The 19,707-nt window shown below is 68.4% G+C and carries 20 protein-coding genes and 1 riboswitch; of the genes, 10 read left to right on the top strand and 10 right to left on the bottom strand.

The window, feature by feature from the left end; genetic code table 11:
* Positions 1-353: 353 nt before the first annotated feature.
* Positions 354-1,112 carry an HAD-IIA family hydrolase gene (locus tag IRT45_RS29335; protein WP_194809100.1) on the top strand — a complete coding sequence of 253 codons (759 nt, stop codon included), beginning with the start codon at positions 354-356 and terminating at the stop codon, positions 1,110-1,112.
* A 60-nt stretch (positions 1,113-1,172) separates the two neighbouring features.
* Here the strand turns inward: IRT45_RS29335 and IRT45_RS29340 are convergent, their stop codons facing one another.
* From IRT45_RS29340 to IRT45_RS29360, 5 genes are all read right to left on the bottom strand, one after another.
* A complete protein-coding gene (locus IRT45_RS29340; protein WP_194809071.1) occupies positions 1,173-1,640 on the bottom strand; it encodes a MarR family winged helix-turn-helix transcriptional regulator in 468 nt (155 codons plus the stop codon).
* Positions 1,637-2,263 carry a type 1 glutamine amidotransferase family protein gene (locus tag IRT45_RS29345; RefSeq protein ID WP_194809072.1) on the bottom strand — a complete coding sequence of 209 codons (627 nt, stop codon included), beginning with the start codon at positions 2,261-2,263 and terminating at the stop codon, positions 1,637-1,639. Before IRT45_RS29345 ends, IRT45_RS29340 begins: the two co-directional genes overlap by 4 nt.
* A gap of 50 nt (positions 2,264-2,313) precedes the next feature.
* Positions 2,314-3,528: an O-succinylhomoserine sulfhydrylase gene (locus tag IRT45_RS29350; RefSeq protein ID WP_194809073.1), complete on the bottom strand. Its 1,215-nt coding sequence runs from the start codon at positions 3,526-3,528 to the stop codon at positions 2,314-2,316.
* 40 nt (positions 3,529-3,568) lie between these two features.
* On the bottom strand, positions 3,569-3,991 hold the full coding sequence (locus IRT45_RS29355; protein WP_194809074.1) for a rhodanese-like domain-containing protein: 423 nt from the start codon (positions 3,989-3,991) through the stop codon (positions 3,569-3,571).
* Positions 3,992-4,009: 18 nt separating this feature from the next.
* A riboswitch (SAM riboswitch) is annotated at positions 4,010-4,123 on the bottom strand.
* A 54-nt stretch (positions 4,124-4,177) separates the two neighbouring features.
* Positions 4,178-4,648, bottom strand: a complete 471-nt coding sequence (locus tag IRT45_RS29360) for a hypothetical protein (RefSeq protein ID WP_194809075.1) — start codon at positions 4,646-4,648, stop codon at positions 4,178-4,180.
* A 264-nt stretch (positions 4,649-4,912) separates the two neighbouring features.
* Between IRT45_RS29360 and IRT45_RS29365 the strand changes: the two genes are divergently transcribed.
* The 6 genes from IRT45_RS29365 to IRT45_RS29390 all read left to right on the top strand — a co-directional run bounded on the left by IRT45_RS29365 (position 4,913) and on the right by IRT45_RS29390 (position 12,063).
* Positions 4,913-6,316 carry an FAD-dependent oxidoreductase gene (locus tag IRT45_RS29365; RefSeq protein ID WP_194809076.1) on the top strand — a complete coding sequence of 468 codons (1,404 nt, stop codon included), beginning with the start codon at positions 4,913-4,915 and terminating at the stop codon, positions 6,314-6,316.
* A 49-nt stretch (positions 6,317-6,365) separates the two neighbouring features.
* Positions 6,366-7,268 carry an amidohydrolase gene (locus IRT45_RS29370; RefSeq protein WP_194809077.1) on the top strand — a complete coding sequence of 301 codons (903 nt, stop codon included), beginning with the start codon at positions 6,366-6,368 and terminating at the stop codon, positions 7,266-7,268.
* 110 nt (positions 7,269-7,378) lie between these two features.
* Complete coding sequence (locus IRT45_RS29375; RefSeq protein ID WP_194809078.1) at positions 7,379-8,479, top strand: CaiB/BaiF CoA-transferase family protein; 1,101 nt, start codon at positions 7,379-7,381, stop codon at positions 8,477-8,479.
* A gap of 219 nt (positions 8,480-8,698) precedes the next feature.
* Positions 8,699-11,311, top strand: coding sequence for a LuxR C-terminal-related transcriptional regulator (locus IRT45_RS29380; RefSeq protein ID WP_194809079.1), 2,613 nt, complete (start codon positions 8,699-8,701; stop codon positions 11,309-11,311).
* A gap of 70 nt (positions 11,312-11,381) precedes the next feature.
* Positions 11,382-11,843, top strand: coding sequence for a hypothetical protein (locus IRT45_RS29385; RefSeq protein ID WP_194809080.1), 462 nt, complete (start codon positions 11,382-11,384; stop codon positions 11,841-11,843).
* 25 nt (positions 11,844-11,868) lie between these two features.
* Positions 11,869-12,063, top strand: coding sequence for a hypothetical protein (locus IRT45_RS29390; RefSeq protein ID WP_309241205.1), 195 nt, complete (start codon positions 11,869-11,871; stop codon positions 12,061-12,063).
* Positions 12,064-12,075: 12 nt separating this feature from the next.
* On the opposite strand, the gene IRT45_RS29395 is transcribed toward IRT45_RS29390, so the two are convergent.
* Together IRT45_RS29395 and IRT45_RS29400 are read right to left on the bottom strand one after the other, a co-directional pair.
* Positions 12,076-12,699 carry a methylated-DNA--[protein]-cysteine S-methyltransferase gene (locus IRT45_RS29395; RefSeq protein ID WP_194809081.1) on the bottom strand — a complete coding sequence of 208 codons (624 nt, stop codon included), beginning with the start codon at positions 12,697-12,699 and terminating at the stop codon, positions 12,076-12,078.
* Positions 12,700-12,781: 82 nt separating this feature from the next.
* Positions 12,782-13,033 (bottom strand): hypothetical protein, encoded by a 252-nt coding sequence (locus IRT45_RS29400; protein WP_194809082.1) that lies wholly within the window; start codon positions 13,031-13,033, stop codon positions 12,782-12,784.
* Between the two features lie 62 nt (positions 13,034-13,095).
* Between IRT45_RS29400 and IRT45_RS29405 the strand changes: the two genes are divergently transcribed.
* Complete coding sequence (locus IRT45_RS29405; protein ID WP_194809083.1) at positions 13,096-14,586, top strand: PLP-dependent aminotransferase family protein; 1,491 nt, start codon at positions 13,096-13,098, stop codon at positions 14,584-14,586.
* A gap of 13 nt (positions 14,587-14,599) precedes the next feature.
* Here the strand turns inward: IRT45_RS29405 and IRT45_RS29410 are convergent, their stop codons facing one another.
* Complete coding sequence (locus IRT45_RS29410) at positions 14,600-15,889, bottom strand: adenylosuccinate synthase (protein ID WP_194809084.1); 1,290 nt, start codon at positions 15,887-15,889, stop codon at positions 14,600-14,602.
* A gap of 335 nt (positions 15,890-16,224) precedes the next feature.
* Here IRT45_RS29410 and IRT45_RS29415 point away from each other — a divergent pair, with 335 nt between their 5' ends.
* Positions 16,225-16,848: a hypothetical protein gene (locus tag IRT45_RS29415; protein WP_309241206.1), complete on the top strand. Its 624-nt coding sequence runs from the start codon at positions 16,225-16,227 to the stop codon at positions 16,846-16,848.
* Between the two features lie 60 nt (positions 16,849-16,908).
* Positions 16,909-17,691 carry a site-2 protease family protein gene (locus IRT45_RS29420; protein ID WP_036506466.1) on the top strand — a complete coding sequence of 261 codons (783 nt, stop codon included), beginning with the start codon at positions 16,909-16,911 and terminating at the stop codon, positions 17,689-17,691.
* Between the two features lie 308 nt (positions 17,692-17,999).
* Here the strand turns inward: IRT45_RS29420 and IRT45_RS29425 are convergent, their stop codons facing one another.
* The gene (locus IRT45_RS29425) at positions 18,000-19,094 is read right to left on the bottom strand and encodes an aromatic acid exporter family protein (RefSeq protein ID WP_194809086.1); all 1,095 of its coding nucleotides are present in this window, start codon (positions 19,092-19,094) and stop codon (positions 18,000-18,002) included.
* Positions 19,095-19,165: 71 nt separating this feature from the next.
* Positions 19,166-19,624 (bottom strand): DUF3151 domain-containing protein, encoded by a 459-nt coding sequence (locus IRT45_RS29430; protein ID WP_036506471.1) that lies wholly within the window; start codon positions 19,622-19,624, stop codon positions 19,166-19,168.
* Positions 19,625-19,707: the final 83 nt, after the last annotated feature.

Raw genomic sequence — 19,707 nt, forward strand, 5'->3', positions numbered from 1 at the left:
CAGAACGCCGAGCTCGACGAGCTCGCGGGGTCCGAATTGTTCTGCCGACGCCTTGTATCCCAGCTTGAGATCACTCACTGCGCCACTCCTGTTCGCCGTCACGTGCGTGCTTGGGCCGGCTCCCGGGTGGGAGACGACCGCGTCGACCGAGTGCAGCGCTGGACGGGTGTCCCGAAATTCCTGTCCCGAAATTCCACAGCGCGGCAAGCTGCGGTCGCATTCGACCATAACCAGTGCGAATTCCGCGACCGCCGCGCGTACGCACCTACCGGAACATCACATCACCATCGGCAATAGCCCACAATTGGCTCGTGACTGCCGACAGTGAACCGATTCTGTCCTACCTGACCGATATGGACGGCGTGCTGGTGCACGAGGACCACCTCATCCCCGGCGCCGATGCGTTCCTGACGGAGCTGACCGAGCGGGAGATTCCGTACCTGGTCCTGACCAACAACTCCATCCGCACCCCGCGCGATCTCCAGGCCCGCCTGCTCCGGATCGGGCTGGACATCCCGGCGTCCTCGATCTGGACCTCGGCGACCGCCACGGCCACCTTCCTGAACGAGCAGCGTCCCGGCGGCACGGCGTACGTGGTCGGCGAATCGGGGTTGACGACCGCCCTGCACGAGATCGGCTACGTGCTGACCGACAGCGATCCGGATTACGTCGTCCTCGGCGAGACGCGGACCTATTCGTTCGAGGCGATCACCACCGCGATCCGGCTGGTCGAGCGCGGTGCCCGGTTCATCGCCACCAATCCCGACCCGACCGGGCCCTCGCGCGAGGGCGTGCTGCCCGCGACGGGTTCGGTGGCCGCGCTGATCACCCGGGCCACCGGGCGCGACCCGTACTACGTCGGGAAGCCGAATCCGCTGATGATGCGCTCGGCGCTGCGCCAGATCGGCGCGCATTCGCAGTCGGCGGTGATGATCGGCGACCGGATGGACACCGATGTGATCGCCGGACTCGAGGCGGGCATGCGCACGGTCCTGGTGACCTCGGGAATCTCGACCCGGGCATCGGTGGAACAGTTCCCGTACCGGCCGACGGTGGTGATCGATTCGGTGGCCGATCTCGTGGGACGCACCGGCAATCCCTTCGCGGCCTGAGCGGAAAGTCCGGGCGGCGCACCGGATGTACGCCGGCACAGGACTTCCCGGCGGATCCCATCAGTCCGGACTTACGCCGCGATCCCCGGATTCCAGTGCCTCCAGCGCAGCCGACAGATCGCCCAGCGCATCCACCACTTCGGCGAACCGCTGCGGACCCAATTGTCGCGCAAGCTGTTTCGCCATGACGGCATGTTTCGGGGTGATCCGGCGGACGGCGGCGTAACCCGCATCGGTGATCGCCACCAGCTTCGCGCGGCGATGCGACGGATTCGGCCGGTATTCGGCCAACCCCTTGCCCACCAGCAGGTCCGCGATGCGCTGCACGCTCTGGCGGGTGATGCCCATCTCGCGCGCGATCCCCGATACCGGCAGCGGTTCGTGCAGCACCGCGCCCAGCACCTGCCACCAGGCCGCGGTGATCTCCGCCGGTTTCGCCAGTTCCTCTGCGATCGTGAGGAATTGGCCGTTCAGCTTGAAGGTCGTGATGGCCGCCGCGGAGAACAGTTCGGCGTCACCGCGGCTCATGCCGGCTCGACCGCCGCGGCCCGCAGGGCGAAGAACCCGCTCGGATCCCGGTCCGCGTAGAGCCGATACCAGGCGTCCAGGACGGCCGGCTCGAACAGATCCAGCCGCGCGAAGATATGGCGCGCGAAGTCGATCGGCGCGATGCCACTCGCGGTGATCAGATCGCCGTCGGTCACGGCCGGTTCGTCCACATAGTGTGCCGCTCCCGAATATCCGGTCGAGGCAAGGTTTTCCGGGGCGTTGCCGGTGTGCGGCCGAGCATCGAGCAGGCCCTGTTTCGCCAGTCCGTAGGTCGCGCCGCAGATCGCCGCGACCGGTACGCCGGCCGTCAGGAAGTCCGCTGCCGCCTGGGCGAACGGCGTGAGTTGCCCGTCCTCCCAGATGTCGGCGCCGGGCAGGATCAGCATCGCGCTGTCGGCCGGGGAGAGCTGCTCCAGAGTCAGATCGGGAAGCACGCGCAGCCCGCCCATCGAGGTGACCGGCTCGAGGGTGGCGCCGACGGTGCGGATCCGCAGGCTTCCCGATTCGCGCTGCATCAGTGGGCGATTGATACCGGCCGTGACGTAGCTCGGCTCCCAATCCGCGAACGTGTCGTACACCGCCACATGAACCGTTTCAGCCATGACAGTATGCTGTCATAATTGACAGCATACTGTCAACGGCTTTCGCTGGCTCAGCTCAGCGCCTGCTCCAGATCGCCGAGCAGATCCTCCACATCCTCGAGTCCGATCGAAATGCGCAGCACCCCGTCGGTGAGCCCCACGGCCGCACGCCCTTCGGCACCCATCGCCCGATGCGTGGTGGTCGCCGGATGCGTGATCAGAGTCTTCGCGTCACCGAGGTTGTTGGAGATGTCGACGATGCGCAGCCGGTTCAGCACCTCGAAGGCGCGCTTCTTGCCCTCGTCGGCGCCGGCCGCGAGTTCGAAGGTCACCACGGTGCCGCCGCCGGACATCTGCGAGGTCGCCAGCTCGTGCTGCGGATGCGAGGCGAGGAACGGGTACTTCGTCCAGGCCACGCCCGGATGCCGTTCCAGGAACTCGGCGACGGCCAGCGCGGACTGCGCCGACTGCCGCACCCGCAGCGGCATCGTCTCCAGACCCTTCAACAGGGTCCAGGCGTTGAACGGGCTCAGCGCCGGACCGGTGTGGCGCATCAGATTCTTGACGGGCCCGTCGATGTAGTCGCTCGTGCCCAGGATCGCACCGCCGAGCACCCGGCCTTGACCGTCGATGTGCTTGGTGCCGGAATACACCACCACATCGGCGCCGAGGTCGAGGCTGCGCTGCAACAGCGGCGTCGCGAACACGTTGTCCAGCACGACCTTCGCACCGGCGGCATGGGCCAGCTCGGTCACCCGCCGCACGTCGACGAGGGTCTGCATCGGATTCGAGGGGGTCTCGAAGAACACCGCGGCCGTCGGCTGCGCGAGCGCGCGCTCCCACTGGTCGAGGTCCTCACCGTCGACGAAGACGGTCTCCACGCCCCAGCGCGGCAGGATCTCGTTGCACACCACGAAACAGGATCCGAACAGGCTGCGCGCGGCCACCAGCCGATCGCCCTGCCCGAGCAGCGCGGCCAGCGCGGTGAACACCGCGGACATCCCGCTGGCGGTGGCGAAACACGCCTCGGCGCCCTCGAGCAGCCGCATCCGCTCCTCGAACATCGCGACCGTCGGATTGCCGTAGCGCGAATAGACGAAATGCTCGATATCGCCGGTGAAGGCCGCTTCGGCCGCCTCCGCGCTCTCGTAGACGAATCCGGACGACAGATACAGCGCCTCGGAGGTCTCCTCGAAACCGGAGCGGCGCAGCCCACCGCGCACGCCCAGGGTCGCCGGACCCACGCCCTCGGGCAGCGGCCGATCGAATGCACCGCCGGTGATCATGACTGCCTCCACGAAAAGAATCGCCGCACAACAGATCCGCTCACGACTGCCGCCACGGCAGACCGAGTGCGCGCCATCCGGCGCCACCACGATGCCCCTCGGCGTCCAGCGGACCCTCGAAACCCTCGAGCACGTTGTAGGAGGGCGCGAAGCCGGCCGCTGTCGCCGCCGTCGCCGCGCCGATCGAACGCTGCCCGGACCGGCACAGGAAGATCACCGGGGCATCGCTGCCGCCCGCGCGATCGGCCAGCACCTGTTTCAACTGCTCCACGAACGCGGGATTGGGCGAGCCGGTGCCATCGACCCACTCGATGAGGGCGGTCGGCCGCTCGATCGAGGTGGTGTCGGGCACTCCGACGAATCGCCATTCGGCCTCGGTGCGCACATCCACCAACACCGCATCCGGATTGTCGCGCAACAACTCCCACGCCTGCCCGGGCGTGATGTCACCGGCGTAACTCACTTGTCGAACCTCCTACGGAATCCGCACTTGCCGCGTCCGGTCGGACCGCGGCCAGGTCGTCACCCGGAGCACCCCACCGCGGAGGAGGGTTGCCGACCAGCGAGCCGGGGCTTACCGCTGGTACTCATGACCTGAACCGAGAATGCCTGGTCACAGGCCCGATTGTCAAACATGGACGGCGACGGCTCAGGGGTTGCCGCACACCAGCCAGGTGCCGTTCTCACGGCCGAAATTCCAGTTCGCCGCGGTCTTGTACCCGTCGATCTGGCTGGTCACCGAGGCCGTGGCGTGGTCGCCGTCGATGTGCACCGCGTCGACTCCGGCGATCTCCACCTTCTTGCCGACGGAGCCGGCGCCCAGCGGCGACTTCTTCTCGTCGAAGCCCGCGCATTCGGTGGTCTTGCGCCGGTCGGCGTCGGAATCGCTTCTCGCCGTGGCGAAGTTGCGCGCGGCGATGGCGACCCGGTCCGGATCTGTGAGATTGTTCTCAGCCGGGCGGGTGACCCCGAGGATCACGACGGCGAGCACCGCGAGGACCGCGATGGCGGCGGCGATCAGGAACGGCTTCGCCGATCGCGTGGTATCGCGCTGATCGATCGAGGTAGCCGGATCATCGCCCCGGGGGTCGCTCCGGCCGGCCGGATCGCTGTCACTCATGGTGCGATCATCCCCGGTGGGCCGAAGTGTCGAAGATCACGCCCGCATTTTCGCGCGGATACCGGGAATAGCGGCGGTGTGTGCCACCGATAGAATCACCAGAACTCCGGCCACATCCGGTGCACGGATCGGGAGAGCTCCGCGCGGCAACGAGGCAGCATCGGCGGAGCAGTCGGGCAGGGGCCCGGCCCGCACGTCAACTTAGCCTAAGCTAAGAAGGACGGCTGACAAGACGAGAGTTTTCGACCAAAGGTGCGCGTAGAAATGACCGAACACGCTGGAACGAAGAGCGGCGCGGGCGACCGCCCACTGCGCATCGCGATCGTCGGTGCCGGACCGGCCGGAATCTACGCCGCCGACGCGCTGATGAAGTCCGAGGTCGAGGCGAGTATCGACCTCTACGAACGCATGCCGGCCCCGTTCGGTCTCATCCGCTACGGCGTCGCGCCCGACCACCCGCGCATCAAGGGCATCATCACCGCCCTGCACAAGGTCCTCGACAAGCCGCAGGTCCGCCTGCTCGGCAACATCGACTACGGCAGCGACATCGACCTCGAGGATCTGCGTCGCTTCTACGACGCGGTGATCTTCTCCACCGGCGCCAACGCCGACCGCGCCCTGGGCGTCCCGGGTATCGAACTCGACGGCAGCTACGGCGCCGCGGACTTCGTGTCCTGGTACGACGGTCACCCGGACGTGCCGCGCACCTGGCCGCTGGACGCGGAGAAGGTCGCCGTCCTCGGTGTCGGCAATGTGGCGCTCGACGTGGCCCGCGTGCTCGCCAAGACCGGTGACGAACTGCTGCCGACCGAGATCCCGCCGAACGTCTACGAGGGCCTGCGCAACAACAAGGCGCTCGAGGTGCACGTCTTCGGCCGCCGCGGTCCGGCCCAGGCCAAGTTCACCCCGCTGGAGCTGCGCGAACTCGACCACTCGCCGACCATCGAGGTCATCGTCGATCCGGAGGACATCGACTACGACGAGGGCTCCGAGGCCGCGCGCCGCCACTCCAAGCAGGTCGACATGGTCTGCAACACCCTCGAGCAGTGGGCCATCCGCGATGTCGGTGACCGCCCGCACAAGCTGTTCCTGCACTTCTTCGAATCCCCGGCCGAACTGATCGGCGAGGACGGCAAGGTGGTCGGCCTGCGCACCGAGCGCACCACTCTGGACGGCACCGGAAACGTCAAGGGCACCGGGACCTTCAAGGACTGGGATGTCCAGGCGGTCTACCGCGCTGTCGGCTACCTGTCGCAGAACATCCCGCAGCTGCCGTTCGACGACCAGGCCGGCACCGTGCCCAACGAGGCCGGACGCGTCCTGGTCGACGAGAGCGCCGACGGCGGGGCCCGCTACCTGCCGCAGACCTACGTCACCGGCTGGATCAAGCGCGGTCCGGTCGGCCTGATCGGCCACACCAAGGGCGATGCCAACGAGACCATCGCCTGCCTGCTCGATGACGCCGCCTCCTTCACCCCGGCCGCCGAACCCGATCCCGAGGCCGTGACGACGTTCCTCGAGGAGAAGGGCATTCCGTTCACCACCTGGGCCGGCTGGTACCGCCTCGACGCCCACGAGCGGTCGCTCGGCGAGCCCGAAGGCCGCGAGCGGGTCAAGGTCGTCGAACGCGAGGACATGCTGCGCGCCAGCGAGCCGCACAAGGTCTGAACACCACGCCGGATCCGCATTCGTCACCGACCTGAGGCATGCTGATCACGTGTTCGATTCACACGTTCACATCATCGACCCGCGGTTTCCGCTGGTCGAGAATCAGGGCTACCTGCCGGAGCCGTACACCATCGGCGACTATCGAAAGCGCATGGCGCACTTCGATGTCGACGGTGGTGCGGTGGTGAGTGCGTCCTTCCAGGGCACCGACTCCACGTTCATGGTCGCCGCGCTGGCCGAACTCGGGCCGAACTGGGTCGGCGTGATCAATCTGCCCTCGGACGTCACCGACGAGCAGATCATCGAACTGGACCGGGCCGGAGTGCGGGCGATCCGGTTCAACCTCAAGCGCGCCGCGGTCGACATCGTCACGCTGACCATGCAGGCCGTGCGCGCCTACGAACTCGCCGGATGGCATGTCGAGCTCTACATCGACGGATCCATGCTGGGCTCGCTGGAACCGGTCATCTCCAAACTGCCGGCGCTGAGCATCGACCATATGGGCATGTCCGACGAGTGCCTGCCCTATCTGCTGAATCTGGTGGATCGCGGGGCCCGGGTGAAGGCCTCCGGGTTCGGGCGGGTGTCGATGGATGTGGAATCGGCGATGCGGCGGGTGCACGCGGTGAATCCGGGTGCGCTGATGTTCGGTTCCGATCTGCCGGGCAACCGGGCCGGGCGGCCGTTCCGCGATGCCGATATCGAGATCATCGGCCGGGCCGTCGGCGCCGATATGTACCGGGTGCTGGAGGACAACGCCCGCGCCTGCTACCGGCTGCCGGTGAAGGTGCGCTCGGCCGAGGATCCGGTGCCGACGCTGCCGATTCCGCGCGCCGAACCGCCGACGCTGCGGCTGCGCCGCTCGGAACTTCCCCAGCCGCCGAATCGCCGTCAACCACCGGACCACAACCAGCCGCCGGACCGGACCCGACCGCTGCGGATCATCGAATAACCGCCTACACCGCACCCGGATGCCGTGCGTCACATCCACCGCTTATTGTCGTAGTGTCAACACCGGCGCGCGCCGCCGGTCGCAGGATCGACGACGAACCGAGGTAGGGCGTGAGCACTTCATCCACCACCACCGGGCAGGGCCCACTCGCGGGCATCAAGGTTCTCGAGCTGGCCGGAATCGGCCCCGGCCCGCACGCGGCACTGCTGCTGGCCGATCTGGGCGCCGATGTGGTGCGCGTGCAGCGTCCCGGCCAGCTGCCGGGATTCATGGAACGGCCGCAGTGGCGGGGACGCACCATCGTCGAGGCGAACCTCAAGGATCCGGCCGATATCGAGAAGGTGCTGGGCCTGATCGACAAGGCCGACGTGCTGCTGGAAGGTTTCCGGCCCGGCGTCACCGAGCGGATGGGCCTGGGCCCGGACGTCACCCTCCAACGCAACCCGCGCCTGATCTACGGCCGGATGACCGGATGGGGACAGTACGGTCCGCTCGCCGACCGCGCCGGCCACGACATCAACTACATCTCGCTGACCGGTGTGCTCAACGCCATCGGCCGCAAGGGTGAGCGCCCGGTCCCGCCGCTGAACATGGTCGGCGACTTCGGCGGCGGTTCGATGTTCCTGGTGATGGGTGTGCTCTCCGCGCTCGTCGAGCGGTCCGTCTCGGGCAAGGGCCAGGTGATCGACGCCGCGATGATCGACGGTGCACTCTCGCTCTCGCACATGATCTGGGGTATGCGCGGCATGGGGCTGTGGTCCGACGAGCGCGGCACCAACCTGCTCGACACCGGTATGGCCTTCTACGACACCTATGAGACCTCCGACGGCAAGTACATGGCCGTGGGCTGCATCGAACCGCAGTTCTACGCCGAATTCCTGAAGGGTCTCGAGATCGACCCCGAGGGCCTGCCGATGCAGATCGACCCCAACGGCCAGGACCAGTTGCGCAAGCTGTTCGCCGAGAAGTTCAAGACCAGGACCCGCGACGAATGGGCCGCGATCTTCGACGGCACCGACGCCTGCTGCACCCCGGTGCTGACCTTCACCGAGGCCACCGAGAACGGCCACATCACCGCCCGCGAATCGCTGGTCGAGATCGACGGCGTGGTCCAGCACGCCCCGGCCCCGCGCTTCTCCCGCACCCAGGGCGGCACCCCCACCCCGCCGCCCTCGGCCGCCACCGCCATCGACGAGGTATGGGCGAACTGAGTTCACCGCGGGCGCGGGTCCGCGCGGATCGGCGCCCGCTCGGCGAGTCGCCGCACCGGGAGCGCGACGACTTCACTCCGCGGCCCGGCCCGGCGGCGCGCCGCATCCACGCTCCCACCGGGCGATCTCACAACATGTCGGTATACCCCCTGGATCCGCTTGCGGCCGTTCGGTCTTCACCGCATCCCGCCCTGATACGCGAGGCACTACAGTAATTTCATGCCTCGCAACTGGCCGATGATCGAGCGTGGTGGCGAATTGGGGTCGATTCGCGCCGCGTTGACCGGCACCGAATTCGTCGGCGCGATCCTGACCGGCGACGCGGGAGTGGGTAAGACGACCCTGGCGCGGCAGGCGACAGCCGCGGTAGGCGGAAGTGTGCGCTGGGTGGCGGGCACCGAGTCCGCACGCAGTATTCCGCTCGGAGTGTTCGCACATATGGTCGGTGTGTACACCGCGCACGACCCCGTCACATTCATGGCCGCCGCCCGCGAGGCGCTGCTGGCCGACGGCGACACCATCATCGGCGTCGACGACGCCCACCTGCTGGATCAGCTCTCGGCAACGCTGTTGCTGCAGTTGGCCATCGACAAGGCCGCGCGGATCGTCTGCACGGTACGCAGCGGGGTGCAGGTGCCGGATGCGGTGACCTCGCTGTGGAAGGACGGTCATCTGCTGCGGATCGACCTCACGCCGTTCTCCGAACCGCAGAGCGTCGAACTGGTCGAATCCATGCTCGGCGGACAGCTGGAGGGATTCACCGCCAATCTGATGTGGGAGTCCTCCGGCGGCAACGCCCTGTTCCTGCGGCATCTGGTGGAGGGTGCGCTGGAGGCGGGCACGCTGCGACAGGTCAACGGGGTGTGGCAGTTGCGTGGGCGGGCGGCGGTGACCTCGGAACTGGCGGCGCTGCTGGAGGATCGCGTCGAACAACTGCCGGAGTCGGTGCTGCGCGTGCTGGAACTGCTCACCTTCTGCGAGCCCATCGATCTCGACGTGCTGGCCGAACTGGCCGGGGAGGACGCGGTCGAACAGGCCGAAACCCGCGGTGTGATAAGGATCGTCGAGAACGGCCACCAATTGCTGGTGCGCTACAACCATCCGCTGTTCGGTGAGGTGATCCGGCGGCGCCTCGGCATCGCCTCGGCGCGCCGGCTCCGGGGCCGGTTGTATTCGTCGCTGCGGGAGCGGCCCATCAAATCCGCCTCCGATCGCATCCGGCTGGCCGAATTGGCTTTGGACAGTGACAAATCCGCGGATCTGGAATTGTTCGAGGCGGCCGCGGCCGATGCGATCGGACTGGCGAACATCCCGCTCGGAGAGCGGTTCGCGCGGGCGGCCGTGGAGCGTCGCGGCGGGGTCGAGTCCGCGGATCTGCTGGCGCGCGCACTGCTGTGGCAGGGCCATCGCATCGAGGCCGAACGCACGCTGGCCAGTTTCGATCCGGACCAGTTGAACGAGGTGCAGCTGGCCCGCTGGGGCAGCACCCGCGTCTCGAATCTGCTGTGGGCCATGGGCGATGCCGACCGCGCCGACGAGGTGCTGTCCCTGGTGCGCAGCCGGGTCCGGCATCCGAAGATCGTGTTGACGTTGCAGGGCTTGGCGTCCGCATGTGAGGTGAACGAAAACCGTTTGGAGCAGGCCTTCACCGACGCCGAGGCGGTGATGTCCACACCGGACGCACCGGCCTGGGCGGTGTGGTGGGCGTCGTTCGGCGGCGGTCTGGCGCTGGCGCTGATGGGTCGCGGTGCGGCGGCGCGCGAATACACTCTGCGGGGCCATCAGGTCGAGGAGCAGGTCGACGGGCCGACGCGATTCATGTCCGCGCACGCGGAAGTGCTGGCGCTCACCTTCACCGGTGAACTGGAGGCCGCACGACGCTGCGCCTCCGGCTATTTCGGCTATTCGGCGCCGGGACAGTACCTGGCCTGGGGGCTGTCGAAGATCCTGCAGGGCACCGTCGACGTGGCACAGGGCCACTTCCCGGAGGGCGTCGAGAATCTCGAACAGGCGCTCGCCGCCCTGACCGCCGAGGGCGCCGCCGCGTGGATGTTCCCCGCGAGAATCCGGCTGGCCGAGGCCTATTCGGCTCTCGGCCGGGCCGCGGAAGCCGCCGAGACGATCGCCGAGGCGCGGCTGCGCGGTGGCAGGCACAGCGCGGTCTACGAACCGCAGCTGGAAATCGCGCGCGCGTGGCAGGCCGCCGCCGAAGGCACCGTGGCCCCGGCCGTGCGGCTGGCCATCGGAGCCGCCGACGCAGCGGCCCGTTCCCATCAGCATGCGATCGAGGCCATGGCCCTGCACACCGCGGCCCGCTTCGGCGACCGTACGGTGGCCGGGCGGCTCGCCGATATCGCCGCGCGGATCGACGGCGCGCTGGTGCAGGTGCAGGCTCGCCACGCCGTGGCGGTCGCCTCCCAGGACGGGCCCGGATTGGACGCGGCCGCAGCCGAATTCGAGCGGATGGGCGCCCTGCTCTCGGCCGCCGACGCCGCCGCGCAGGCCGCCTCGGTGCACGAGCGGCACGGCGATCGGCGCCGACTGCTCGAATCCGCCGCGACGGCCAATCGCCTGGCGGCGGCCTGCGGCGGCGCGAGCACACCGGCGCTTCGGCAATCGGCACAACCCCTTCCGCTCACCGCGCGCGAACGCGAAATCGCCAATCTGGTCGCGGCCGGGCTCAGCAACCGGCAGATCGCGGACCGGCTGACCGTATCGGTGCGGACCGTCGAGGGCCATCTCTATCGGGCCTGTATGAAGCTCGATGTCACCGATCGCGAAGCACTCGCCGATCTGATGCGCGGCGAGCCGCCCCGAGGAAAACAGCGCTGACCATCACGCGGGCGTCGAATCGTGGTGAGACGCCACGGATCACAGAATTCGGCACTGCACACCCGGCGCGGTGTCGATTACGATGCTCGCGGCGGCCGTGGTCGCCGCACAGGCAGACTTGCTGACGAGGGTGGTGCTCGGCGTGATCCGTCGAAATCGGTATCTGATGACGGGTATTCGGGTCGCGATGGCCGCGGTACCACTCGCGGTGGTCCTCGGATTCGCCGGTACGGCGGCGGCGACCGGCCCGGTTCAGCCCGGTGTGACCACCCCGGATGCCCCGGCGCCCTCCGACGAGCCGGCGGAATTGCGTTCCGCCTCACCCCAACACGTGCCCACGCCGCAGTCCGCGCCCCGGGCCGCCCCCAAGCCGGAACCGAAGCCCAGCGAACCGCCGGCTCCGCGCGAAGTGCGGGTCGGCGGTTTCAGCGCGCCGGTTCCCGACGCCGTCCCGGATGCGGTGGTCGACGGCGTCAACCGAGCCAACGACGGCATCCAAGGCGCGATCAACCCCAACCCCGAACACAAGTAGTTCCCGGTCACCGGTCGGCGCCCTTGTGCCGCCGGTAATAACGAGCGACGCGGGCCCGGTTGCGGCAGCGTCGGCCCCCGGCGCCGACGCCTACCTCGCCGACCTGCCCGATGCCGAGCTGCACCTGTTCGACACCGGCCATTTCGCCCTGGAAACGCAACTGCGTGAGATCGCCCCGCTCATCGCCGAATTCCTCGATCGGCTGCCCGCGTCGCACTAGCCCCCGCTGCGCTCAGAACAGGGTCGGTTCGCCGAATCCCGAGGTGCGTTCGATTTCGAGCAGCCGGGCCTTGGTCGCGATGCCGCCCGGCGCGGAGAAGCCGTGCAGCCCGTGGTCGGCCGCCAGCACCCGGTGGCAGGGCACGATCAACGGAACGGGATTGCGGCCCAGGGCTTGTCCGACGGCCTGGGCCGCACCGGGCGCCCCGGCCCGGGCGGCGACCTCGCCGTAGGTGAGTGTGCGTCCGGGGCCGATGGTGCGGGTGATGTCGTACACCGCGCGATGGAATTCCGGTTGCGCGCGGTAGTCCACCGGAATCCACCGCAGATCGTCGAGCTCCCCGGTCAGATGCGCGCGGATGGCCCGGATCGCCTCGGCCATCCCGCCGGACGGGTCGACGACGCGAACTCGCTCGGCGGCGATCGCGTCCACACCGCGGCGCAACATGCCGGCCGTGAGGGCACCGGCATCCGAGATCTGTTCGGAGCCAGACGGCCGGGCGGGCTCGATACCCCGGACGACGACTTCCGGCAGTTGGAACCGCACGACGCCGTCATCGGTCCACCCCATCGCGCATCGGCCGATGGCGGTATCGAATTCGGTCACCGAGACCGAGGACAGCTTGCCCGCAGACATACCCCACAGTGTGCACCGAGGGTCCGACATCCTCGGCTGTTGCAGTCCAGTATCACCGACTGGACTGATACCGCTCCGGCGGTCAGGGCACCACAGGCGGTCGAGTCGCCGACCGGTCCCGTGCCACGCAGGTTTGCCGCCCCCGCAAGGCCGCGAGATCTCGGGCCGGATCGCGGCGGCACTCCACCTCGCGCAGTGACCAATCCGCCATCGGCGCATGCGGGCGATACCGCTCGAAGAGCGCGACGACCCGGCGCCCGGATCCGGTGGCATAACGATAGGCGGCCAGGAGAACGACCGCGACGACCAGCAGAGCGGCGAGACCGGAGAACATGAGGTCCAGCCTGCCCGCATCTGGACTTGAATCAAATAGCCACTACCCGGATACTGGCCCTTATGGCAATACGCGTGATCAGTGCGGCCACCCTCACCCGCGACCTGGGCCGCTGGCGGCACGACGAATCCGGCGCCGCTCGCCGCGGCGCGCGCCCGGCATATCTGGCGCTCGCGGAGAGTATTCGCCTGCTGATCCACGACGGCCGGGCCCCGCTGGGGATCGCCCTGCCGAGCGAACGCGACCTGGCGACCGCGCTGGGCGTCAGCCGCACCACGGTCACCTCCGCCTACGCGCTGCTGCGCGAACACGGCTATCTGATCAGTCGGCAGGGCTCGCGCAGCACGGTGGCCCTGCCCTCCGACGTCGCACACGACGGCACCAAACCGGCCCGCAGCATTCTGGCGGTGATGTCGCCGACGGCGCAGCCCACCATCGACCTCACCTACGCCGCGATGTCGGCGCCGCCGCAGATGAACGACGCCTATTCCGCCGCGCTGCAAGGACTTCCGATCTATCTCGGCACCCACGGCATGGATCCGGTGGGCGTGCTGCCGCTGCGGGAGATGCTGGCGCGCCGCTACACCGAACGCGGCCTGCCCACCGAACCGGATCAGATTCTGGTGACTCTCGGTGCGCAGCACGGACTTCGGCTGTTGCTCAATGTGCTCACCGCTCCCGCCGAACGCGTCCTGATCGACCACCCGACCTACCCCAACGCGATCGAGGCGATCCGCGATGTCGGCGCCCGGCCGGTCCCCGTGCCACTGCGTCCCGAACAACCGGAGGCCGCCTGGGACCTCGACGGAATCCGCAGTGCCGCACGGCAAACCGCCGCCAGTACCGCCTACCTGGTGCCGGACTTCAACAATCCGACCGGCCTGCTGATGAACGCCGACGCCCGTGCGGAACTGGCCGCGATCGCCCGTGAGACCCGCATGACGGTGATCGTCGACGAGTCCATGGTCGATCAGCAGCTCGACGGCGAAACACCCCCTCCGGCAGCCGCTTTCGCGCGCGGTTCGGAGATCGTGACGATCGGATCGGCGTCCAAGTCGTTCTGGGGCGGCCTGCGCGTCGGCTGGATTCGGGCCAACCAGTCGCTCATCGCGAAACTGCTCGGCACCCGGTCCACGGTGGACCTCGGCACGCCGGTGATGGATCAGCTGGCCACCGGCTATCTGCTCGACCATGTCGGCGTGATCCTCGAACAACGCCGCGAACAGCTACACAGCCGTCGCGCCGCCCTGCTCGAGGCCCTGTCCGAGGAACTGCCGGACTGGCAGGTGAGTCCCGGCCGCGGCGGTATGTCGATCTGGGTGCAACTACCGGCTCCCGTCTCCACCGCCCTCGCCGCCACCGCGCCCAATCACGGTGTCCTGCTCGCCGCCGGTCCGCGCTTCGGAGTCCAGGGCGCGTTCGAACGTTTTCTGCGAATCCCGTTCACCCACACCGAATCCGATCTGCGGGTGGCGGTGAAGTCGATCGCGGCGACCTACGCGTCGCTGACCCCGCACGCCACCGAACCGTTGGCGCCGCTCACCTGCTACTGAGCCCGAAGGCTTCCTAGTTCAGGATGTCGTGACGGACGATCGTCTCGTCGCGGCCGGGCCCGACGCCGATGCAGGACACGCGGGCACCGGAAAGCTCCTCCAGCCGTTCGACGTACGCGCGCGCGTTGGCCGGCAGATCCTCGAAGCTGCGGGCCCCGGAGATGTCCTCCCACCAGCCAGGCATCTCCTCGTAGATGGGCCTGGCGTGGTGGAATTCGGTCTGCGTGGTGGGCATCTGCTCCACCCGCTCGCCGTCGATCTCGTAGGCCACGCAGATCGGCACCCGGTCCAGGCTCGACAGCACATCCAGTTTGGTGAGGAAGTAGTCGGTGATGCCGTTGACCCGGGTGGCGTACCGCGCGATCACCGCGTCGAACCAGCCGGTGCGGCGGGCGCGGCCGGTGGTCACGCCGACCTCGCCGCCGGTCTTGGCGAGATATTCGCCGGACTGGTCGAACAGTTCGGTCGGGAACGGCCCGGAGCCGACGCGCGTGGTGTACGCCTTCAGGATGCCGAGCACCGTGGTGATCTTGTTGGGTCCCACGCCCGCGCCCACCGCGGCACCGCCGGAGGTGGGATTCGACGACGTCACATAGGGATAGGTGCCGTGGTCGACGTCGAGCAGGGTGCCCTGCGAACCCTCCAGCAGAACGGTCTCGCCATTCTCCAGGGCCTGGTTGAGCAGCAGCCGGGTGTCGCTGATGCGGTGTTTGAAGCCCTCGGCCTGATTCAGCACCTCGTCGACCACCTGCTGCGGGTCGAGTGCGCGCCGGTTGTAGATCTTCACCAGCACCTGGTTCTTGAATTCCAGTGCGGCCTCGACCTTCTGGGTGAGGATCTTCTCGTCCAGCACATCGGCGACGCGCACGCCCACGCGAGCGACCTTGTCCTGATAGCAGGGTCCGATGCCGCGTCCGGTGGTGCCGATCTTCTTGTTGCCGAGGAAGCGTTCGGTGACCTTATCGATGGCCACGTGGTACGGCATGATCAGGTGCGCGTCCGCCGAGAGCAGCAGCCGGGTGGTGTCCACGGAGCGCTGTTCCAGTCCGGCGAGTTCGTCGAGCAGCACACCCGGATCGATGACGACACCGTTGCCGATGACATTGGTGACGCCCGGCGTCAGGATGCCGGACGGGATGAGATGCAGCGCGAAATTGTCGCCGTTCGGCAGGACCACGGTGTGACCTGCGTTGTTGCCACCCTGGTAGCGGACAACCCACTGGACGCGGCCACCGAGCAGATCGGTAGCTTTGCCCTTACCCTCGTCGCCCCACTGGGCGCCGATCAGCACGATTGCCGGCATGGGAGTCTCCTACGGTTTCGACACGCAGCATCGGCGACGCTGCAGCTACCTGCCGTTGCAGAGCCCGATGACGGCGCTCCCGAGGCCCGTCCCTCGTTCCGTGTGGCGGTGGCCGGAGGGACAGTCTAGTGGACACAATTCGTGCCGTAACCAGCCACCTCCTCCCCCGCGCGGCGCAGCGGAGAGCGCGCCGACCGCCCGAGCCGATTACAGTGGCCTGCGGAGGCGTCCCGGCAGGGGTGCGCCCGGTAGGCAGCGAGGGCGATGGCGTTGGCAGGTCCGAGGAGGGTGTTCGGCAGTTGAGTACTCATGTTCTCCGCTGCAACGGCGCTCCCGTGCCCATCGCGCTCGCGTCGCTGCCCACTACCCAGACCACGGCGATCCCCGAGACCGCCGAACTGGACGAACTGCTTCCGGTGCTGGCCGCCGACAACCAGCCGCGACTGATCGTGCTGGGCGAGGACGCCGGTCTGGCCGCGGTGCTCACGCATCTGCTGCGCACCGAACGGCTGACCGTCGAGATCGGCTACGTGCCGGTGGATCGCACCTACGGTTCCCGCGCCTATCAGACCGGGACGGGCTCGCACGCCGCGAAACGGGCGCTGGAAGGCCGGGCCGAGCCGACCCCCCTGATCCGTGACGAGACCGGTACCGTCCTGGTCGGCCGGGCCACGATCACCGGGCGCGACGGCGGCAAACTCGAGGGCGAGGCCTACGTCGACGAAGTCCGGTTGTTCACCGGAAAGGTTGCGGCACTGCATGTTTCGCCGACGCTCGAGATGCCGGGCGTGCGCGCGACGGTGCAGCGCGGCTGGGGTAAGAAGCGCTGGGTGGCCGGGCGTGCGGTACAGCTGGGTTCGCCGGGCGCCGCGGTGACCCGCGACGGCATCGCCGCCGATCGCACCGTGCCGCGGTCGAGTTTCTACCGTCATCACGAACCCTGGCTGCTGGTGCGATGACCTATTCCTTCCCGGCTCGGCGAGTAGTGCGGTACGGACGACGGCCCCGGAGGCGGCAGCTTGCGTAACCACGTAGGGGCCCGGGAGTACCGCCGAGGGATCAGCCCGAGTCCGATCTTCTTGCTGATCGTCGTGATCACCGCCCTGGGCGGGGCACTGGCCTGGGATGCCGACCCGCTGTCCACCCGGGCCAAGGCCGGCGTGTTCGTCCTCGTGGTGGCGGGCTGGATTCTCAGCGTGTGCCTGCACGAATTCGGCCACGCGTACACCGCGTATCGAGCCGGGGACCGCGAAGTGCAGATGCGCGGATACCTGACGCTGAATCCGGTCAAATACAGCCATCCGCTGCTGTCGATCGCACTGCCGATCTTCTTCATCGCGCTGGGCGGGTTCGCGCTGCCCGGCGGCGCGGTCTATCTGAATACGCAGAACTTCTCGACACGCACCCAGCGCGCGATCAGCGCGGCGGGTCCGGCGGTCAACGCGTTGTGCGCGGTGGTGCTGCTGGTGATCGTCCGATTCGCCGGCTCCACCCACGACCACGCCGCCTTCTGGTTCGGCCTGAGTTTCCTGGCGTTTCTGCAGATCACCGCGACGATTCTGAATCTGCTGCCGATTCCGGGGACCGACGGCTACGCGATCGTGGAGCCGTCGCTGAGTTATCAGACCCGGCGTTCGCTGGATCAGGTGAAGCCGTTCGGGCTGTTGCTGTTGCTCGCGATCCTGTGGGTGCCGGAACTCAATCGGGTGTTCTTCGACGCCGTCTACTGGGTGTTCGAGCTGTCGGGCGTGCCCTCGGACTGGGCGGCCATCGGTAGTTATCTGACCCGCTTCTGGACCTGACACGCGAGTGTTCGGCGGGCGCGCCCGGTTCCGGTTCGATTCGCCGGCGAACGGGAACCGGGCGGCCCTCTTCGCGACGGAGCGCCCGCCCCCTACGCGGTCGGCCGCACACCAAAACGGCCGCACGTCGCATCCGTCGCGAAGTTTTCCGACCGCGCCACCCCTCGTCGACGCGGTCGAGACAAACGTACGATCCACGCCGCCCCGCGACACGAGTAGTCGACTACCCGATTCGAACGCGGTGGCCGTGCGCAGCCGGACCCGGCGACCTCGCGGACCGCTCGGCGACTACTGGTACCGCCGTGTCGTCAATCCTGCGGCGCCACATAGGGGTTCTGCACGGTGGGCGGCAGCAGCGCGATCGCCGACAGGCGTGTGATCCCGCAGACCTGCATCAGATCGACCACGATGGAACGCAATTGGGCGAAGACCACGTGCGAGGACAGGCCGGCGCCTTGGACCAGGTCCTTGGTCGCGCCCTTGGCGACTCGTCGCAGGACGCGCGTGGCCTCGGCGGCATCGGGCTGTTCGCCGGGTTCGGCAACCATGTAGCGGCGCACCACTTCCACCGCCTGCCCCAGTTCTTCGACCTCGGCGATCATTCGGGGATCGAGGATTTCGTCGTCGCGCACCAGGGTCAGGGCGCGGCGCAGCAACACTCGGGTATTGCGCACGGCATTGTCGAGCGGGTCCACCGCCGCGCGGATCGCTTCCAGCCGCGGCCGGGAATTCCAGTACAGCGGTGAGATCCGGCTGACCTCGCGCCCGCCCTCCACCGCATTGCGCAGGCCGTCGATCTGCGGTTGCGTACCGCGCACGGAATGCAATGCGGCGCGGACCTTCTCCGCATTCTGCTCGTGGAGGCCGTCGGCGCATTCGGTCAGCGCCGCACCGAGGACGGTGAGGATATCGGCGGCCTGCTGCCGGGCCCGGCGCACGGGGTGCAGCGGAATCGCGGCCACCACCACGACGCCGACGAACCCACCGACCAGCGCGTCGACCATGCGGTTGAGACCTCCGCCGGTATGCGGCGGCATCAACGTGGCGACCAGCACCGCCGAACTGGCGGCCTGCATCGGGATGACCGCACCTCTGTCGAGAAAGACCGCGATCGCCATCGCCACCCCGACGACGAGCGCGATCTGCCACGCACCCGTTCCGACCTGTCCGATGAAGAAGTCGCCGATCCCGATCCCGACGGCCACACCGCCGACGAGTTCCACGGATCGGCGCAGTCGCGCACCGAACGACACGCCGATCGAGATGACCGCGGCCATCGGCGCGAAGAACGGTTGGGGATGTCCCACCAACCGGTGGGCGACGAACCAGGACAGGGCCGCGCCCACCGCACACTGGAAGATCGGAAGCGCGGATCGGCGCAGACGCACCCATCCATTGCGCATGCGCTGTTTACCGCTGTCGCGAACCGCATCGACGGTGATGGCGGTCGCGAACCGTTCCGTGCCGGCCAGTCTCAGTCCAGACCGAGTTCGGCGGCGGCGCGGGGATCGCAATCCTCCAGCAGGTCCAGGCAGCGGGCGTATTCGTCGCTCTCACCGATGGCCTGGGCGGCGCGCGCGAGCGCGCCGACCGCACGGAGGAAGCCCTGGTTGGGTTCGTGGCTCCACGGCACCGGGCCGAAGCCCTTCCACCCGTTGCGGCGCAGCAGGTCCAGGCCACGGTGGTAGCCCGTGCGGGCGAAGGCGTAGGCCGCCACCACATCGAGGGTCACCTCGGCCTGGCCCTCCGGCGCGCCCACGATGCCGGCGCGGTCGAGCGCATCCTCGGCCAGCTGCGCCCAGGCCACGGAAGCCGTCGGATGCGCGGCGGCGACCTGGACCGGGTCCTGATTGTCCAGCAGGGCCTGTTCGGCTTCCGTGTTTTCGGGAAGCAATACCGGCTGCGGTCCGAGCAGATCACCGAAGGAGGTCATGGGCTTCATTGTGCACCGCCACCGCACCGGCTCGCCGGGCAGCGGGTACGCCGGGCCGATGCCGGGCCCCGGTCGCGATGGCG

The sequence above is a fragment of the Nocardia sp. BSTN01 genome (assembly GCF_015354405.1).
Lineage (GTDB): Bacteria > Actinomycetota > Actinomycetes > Mycobacteriales > Mycobacteriaceae > Nocardia.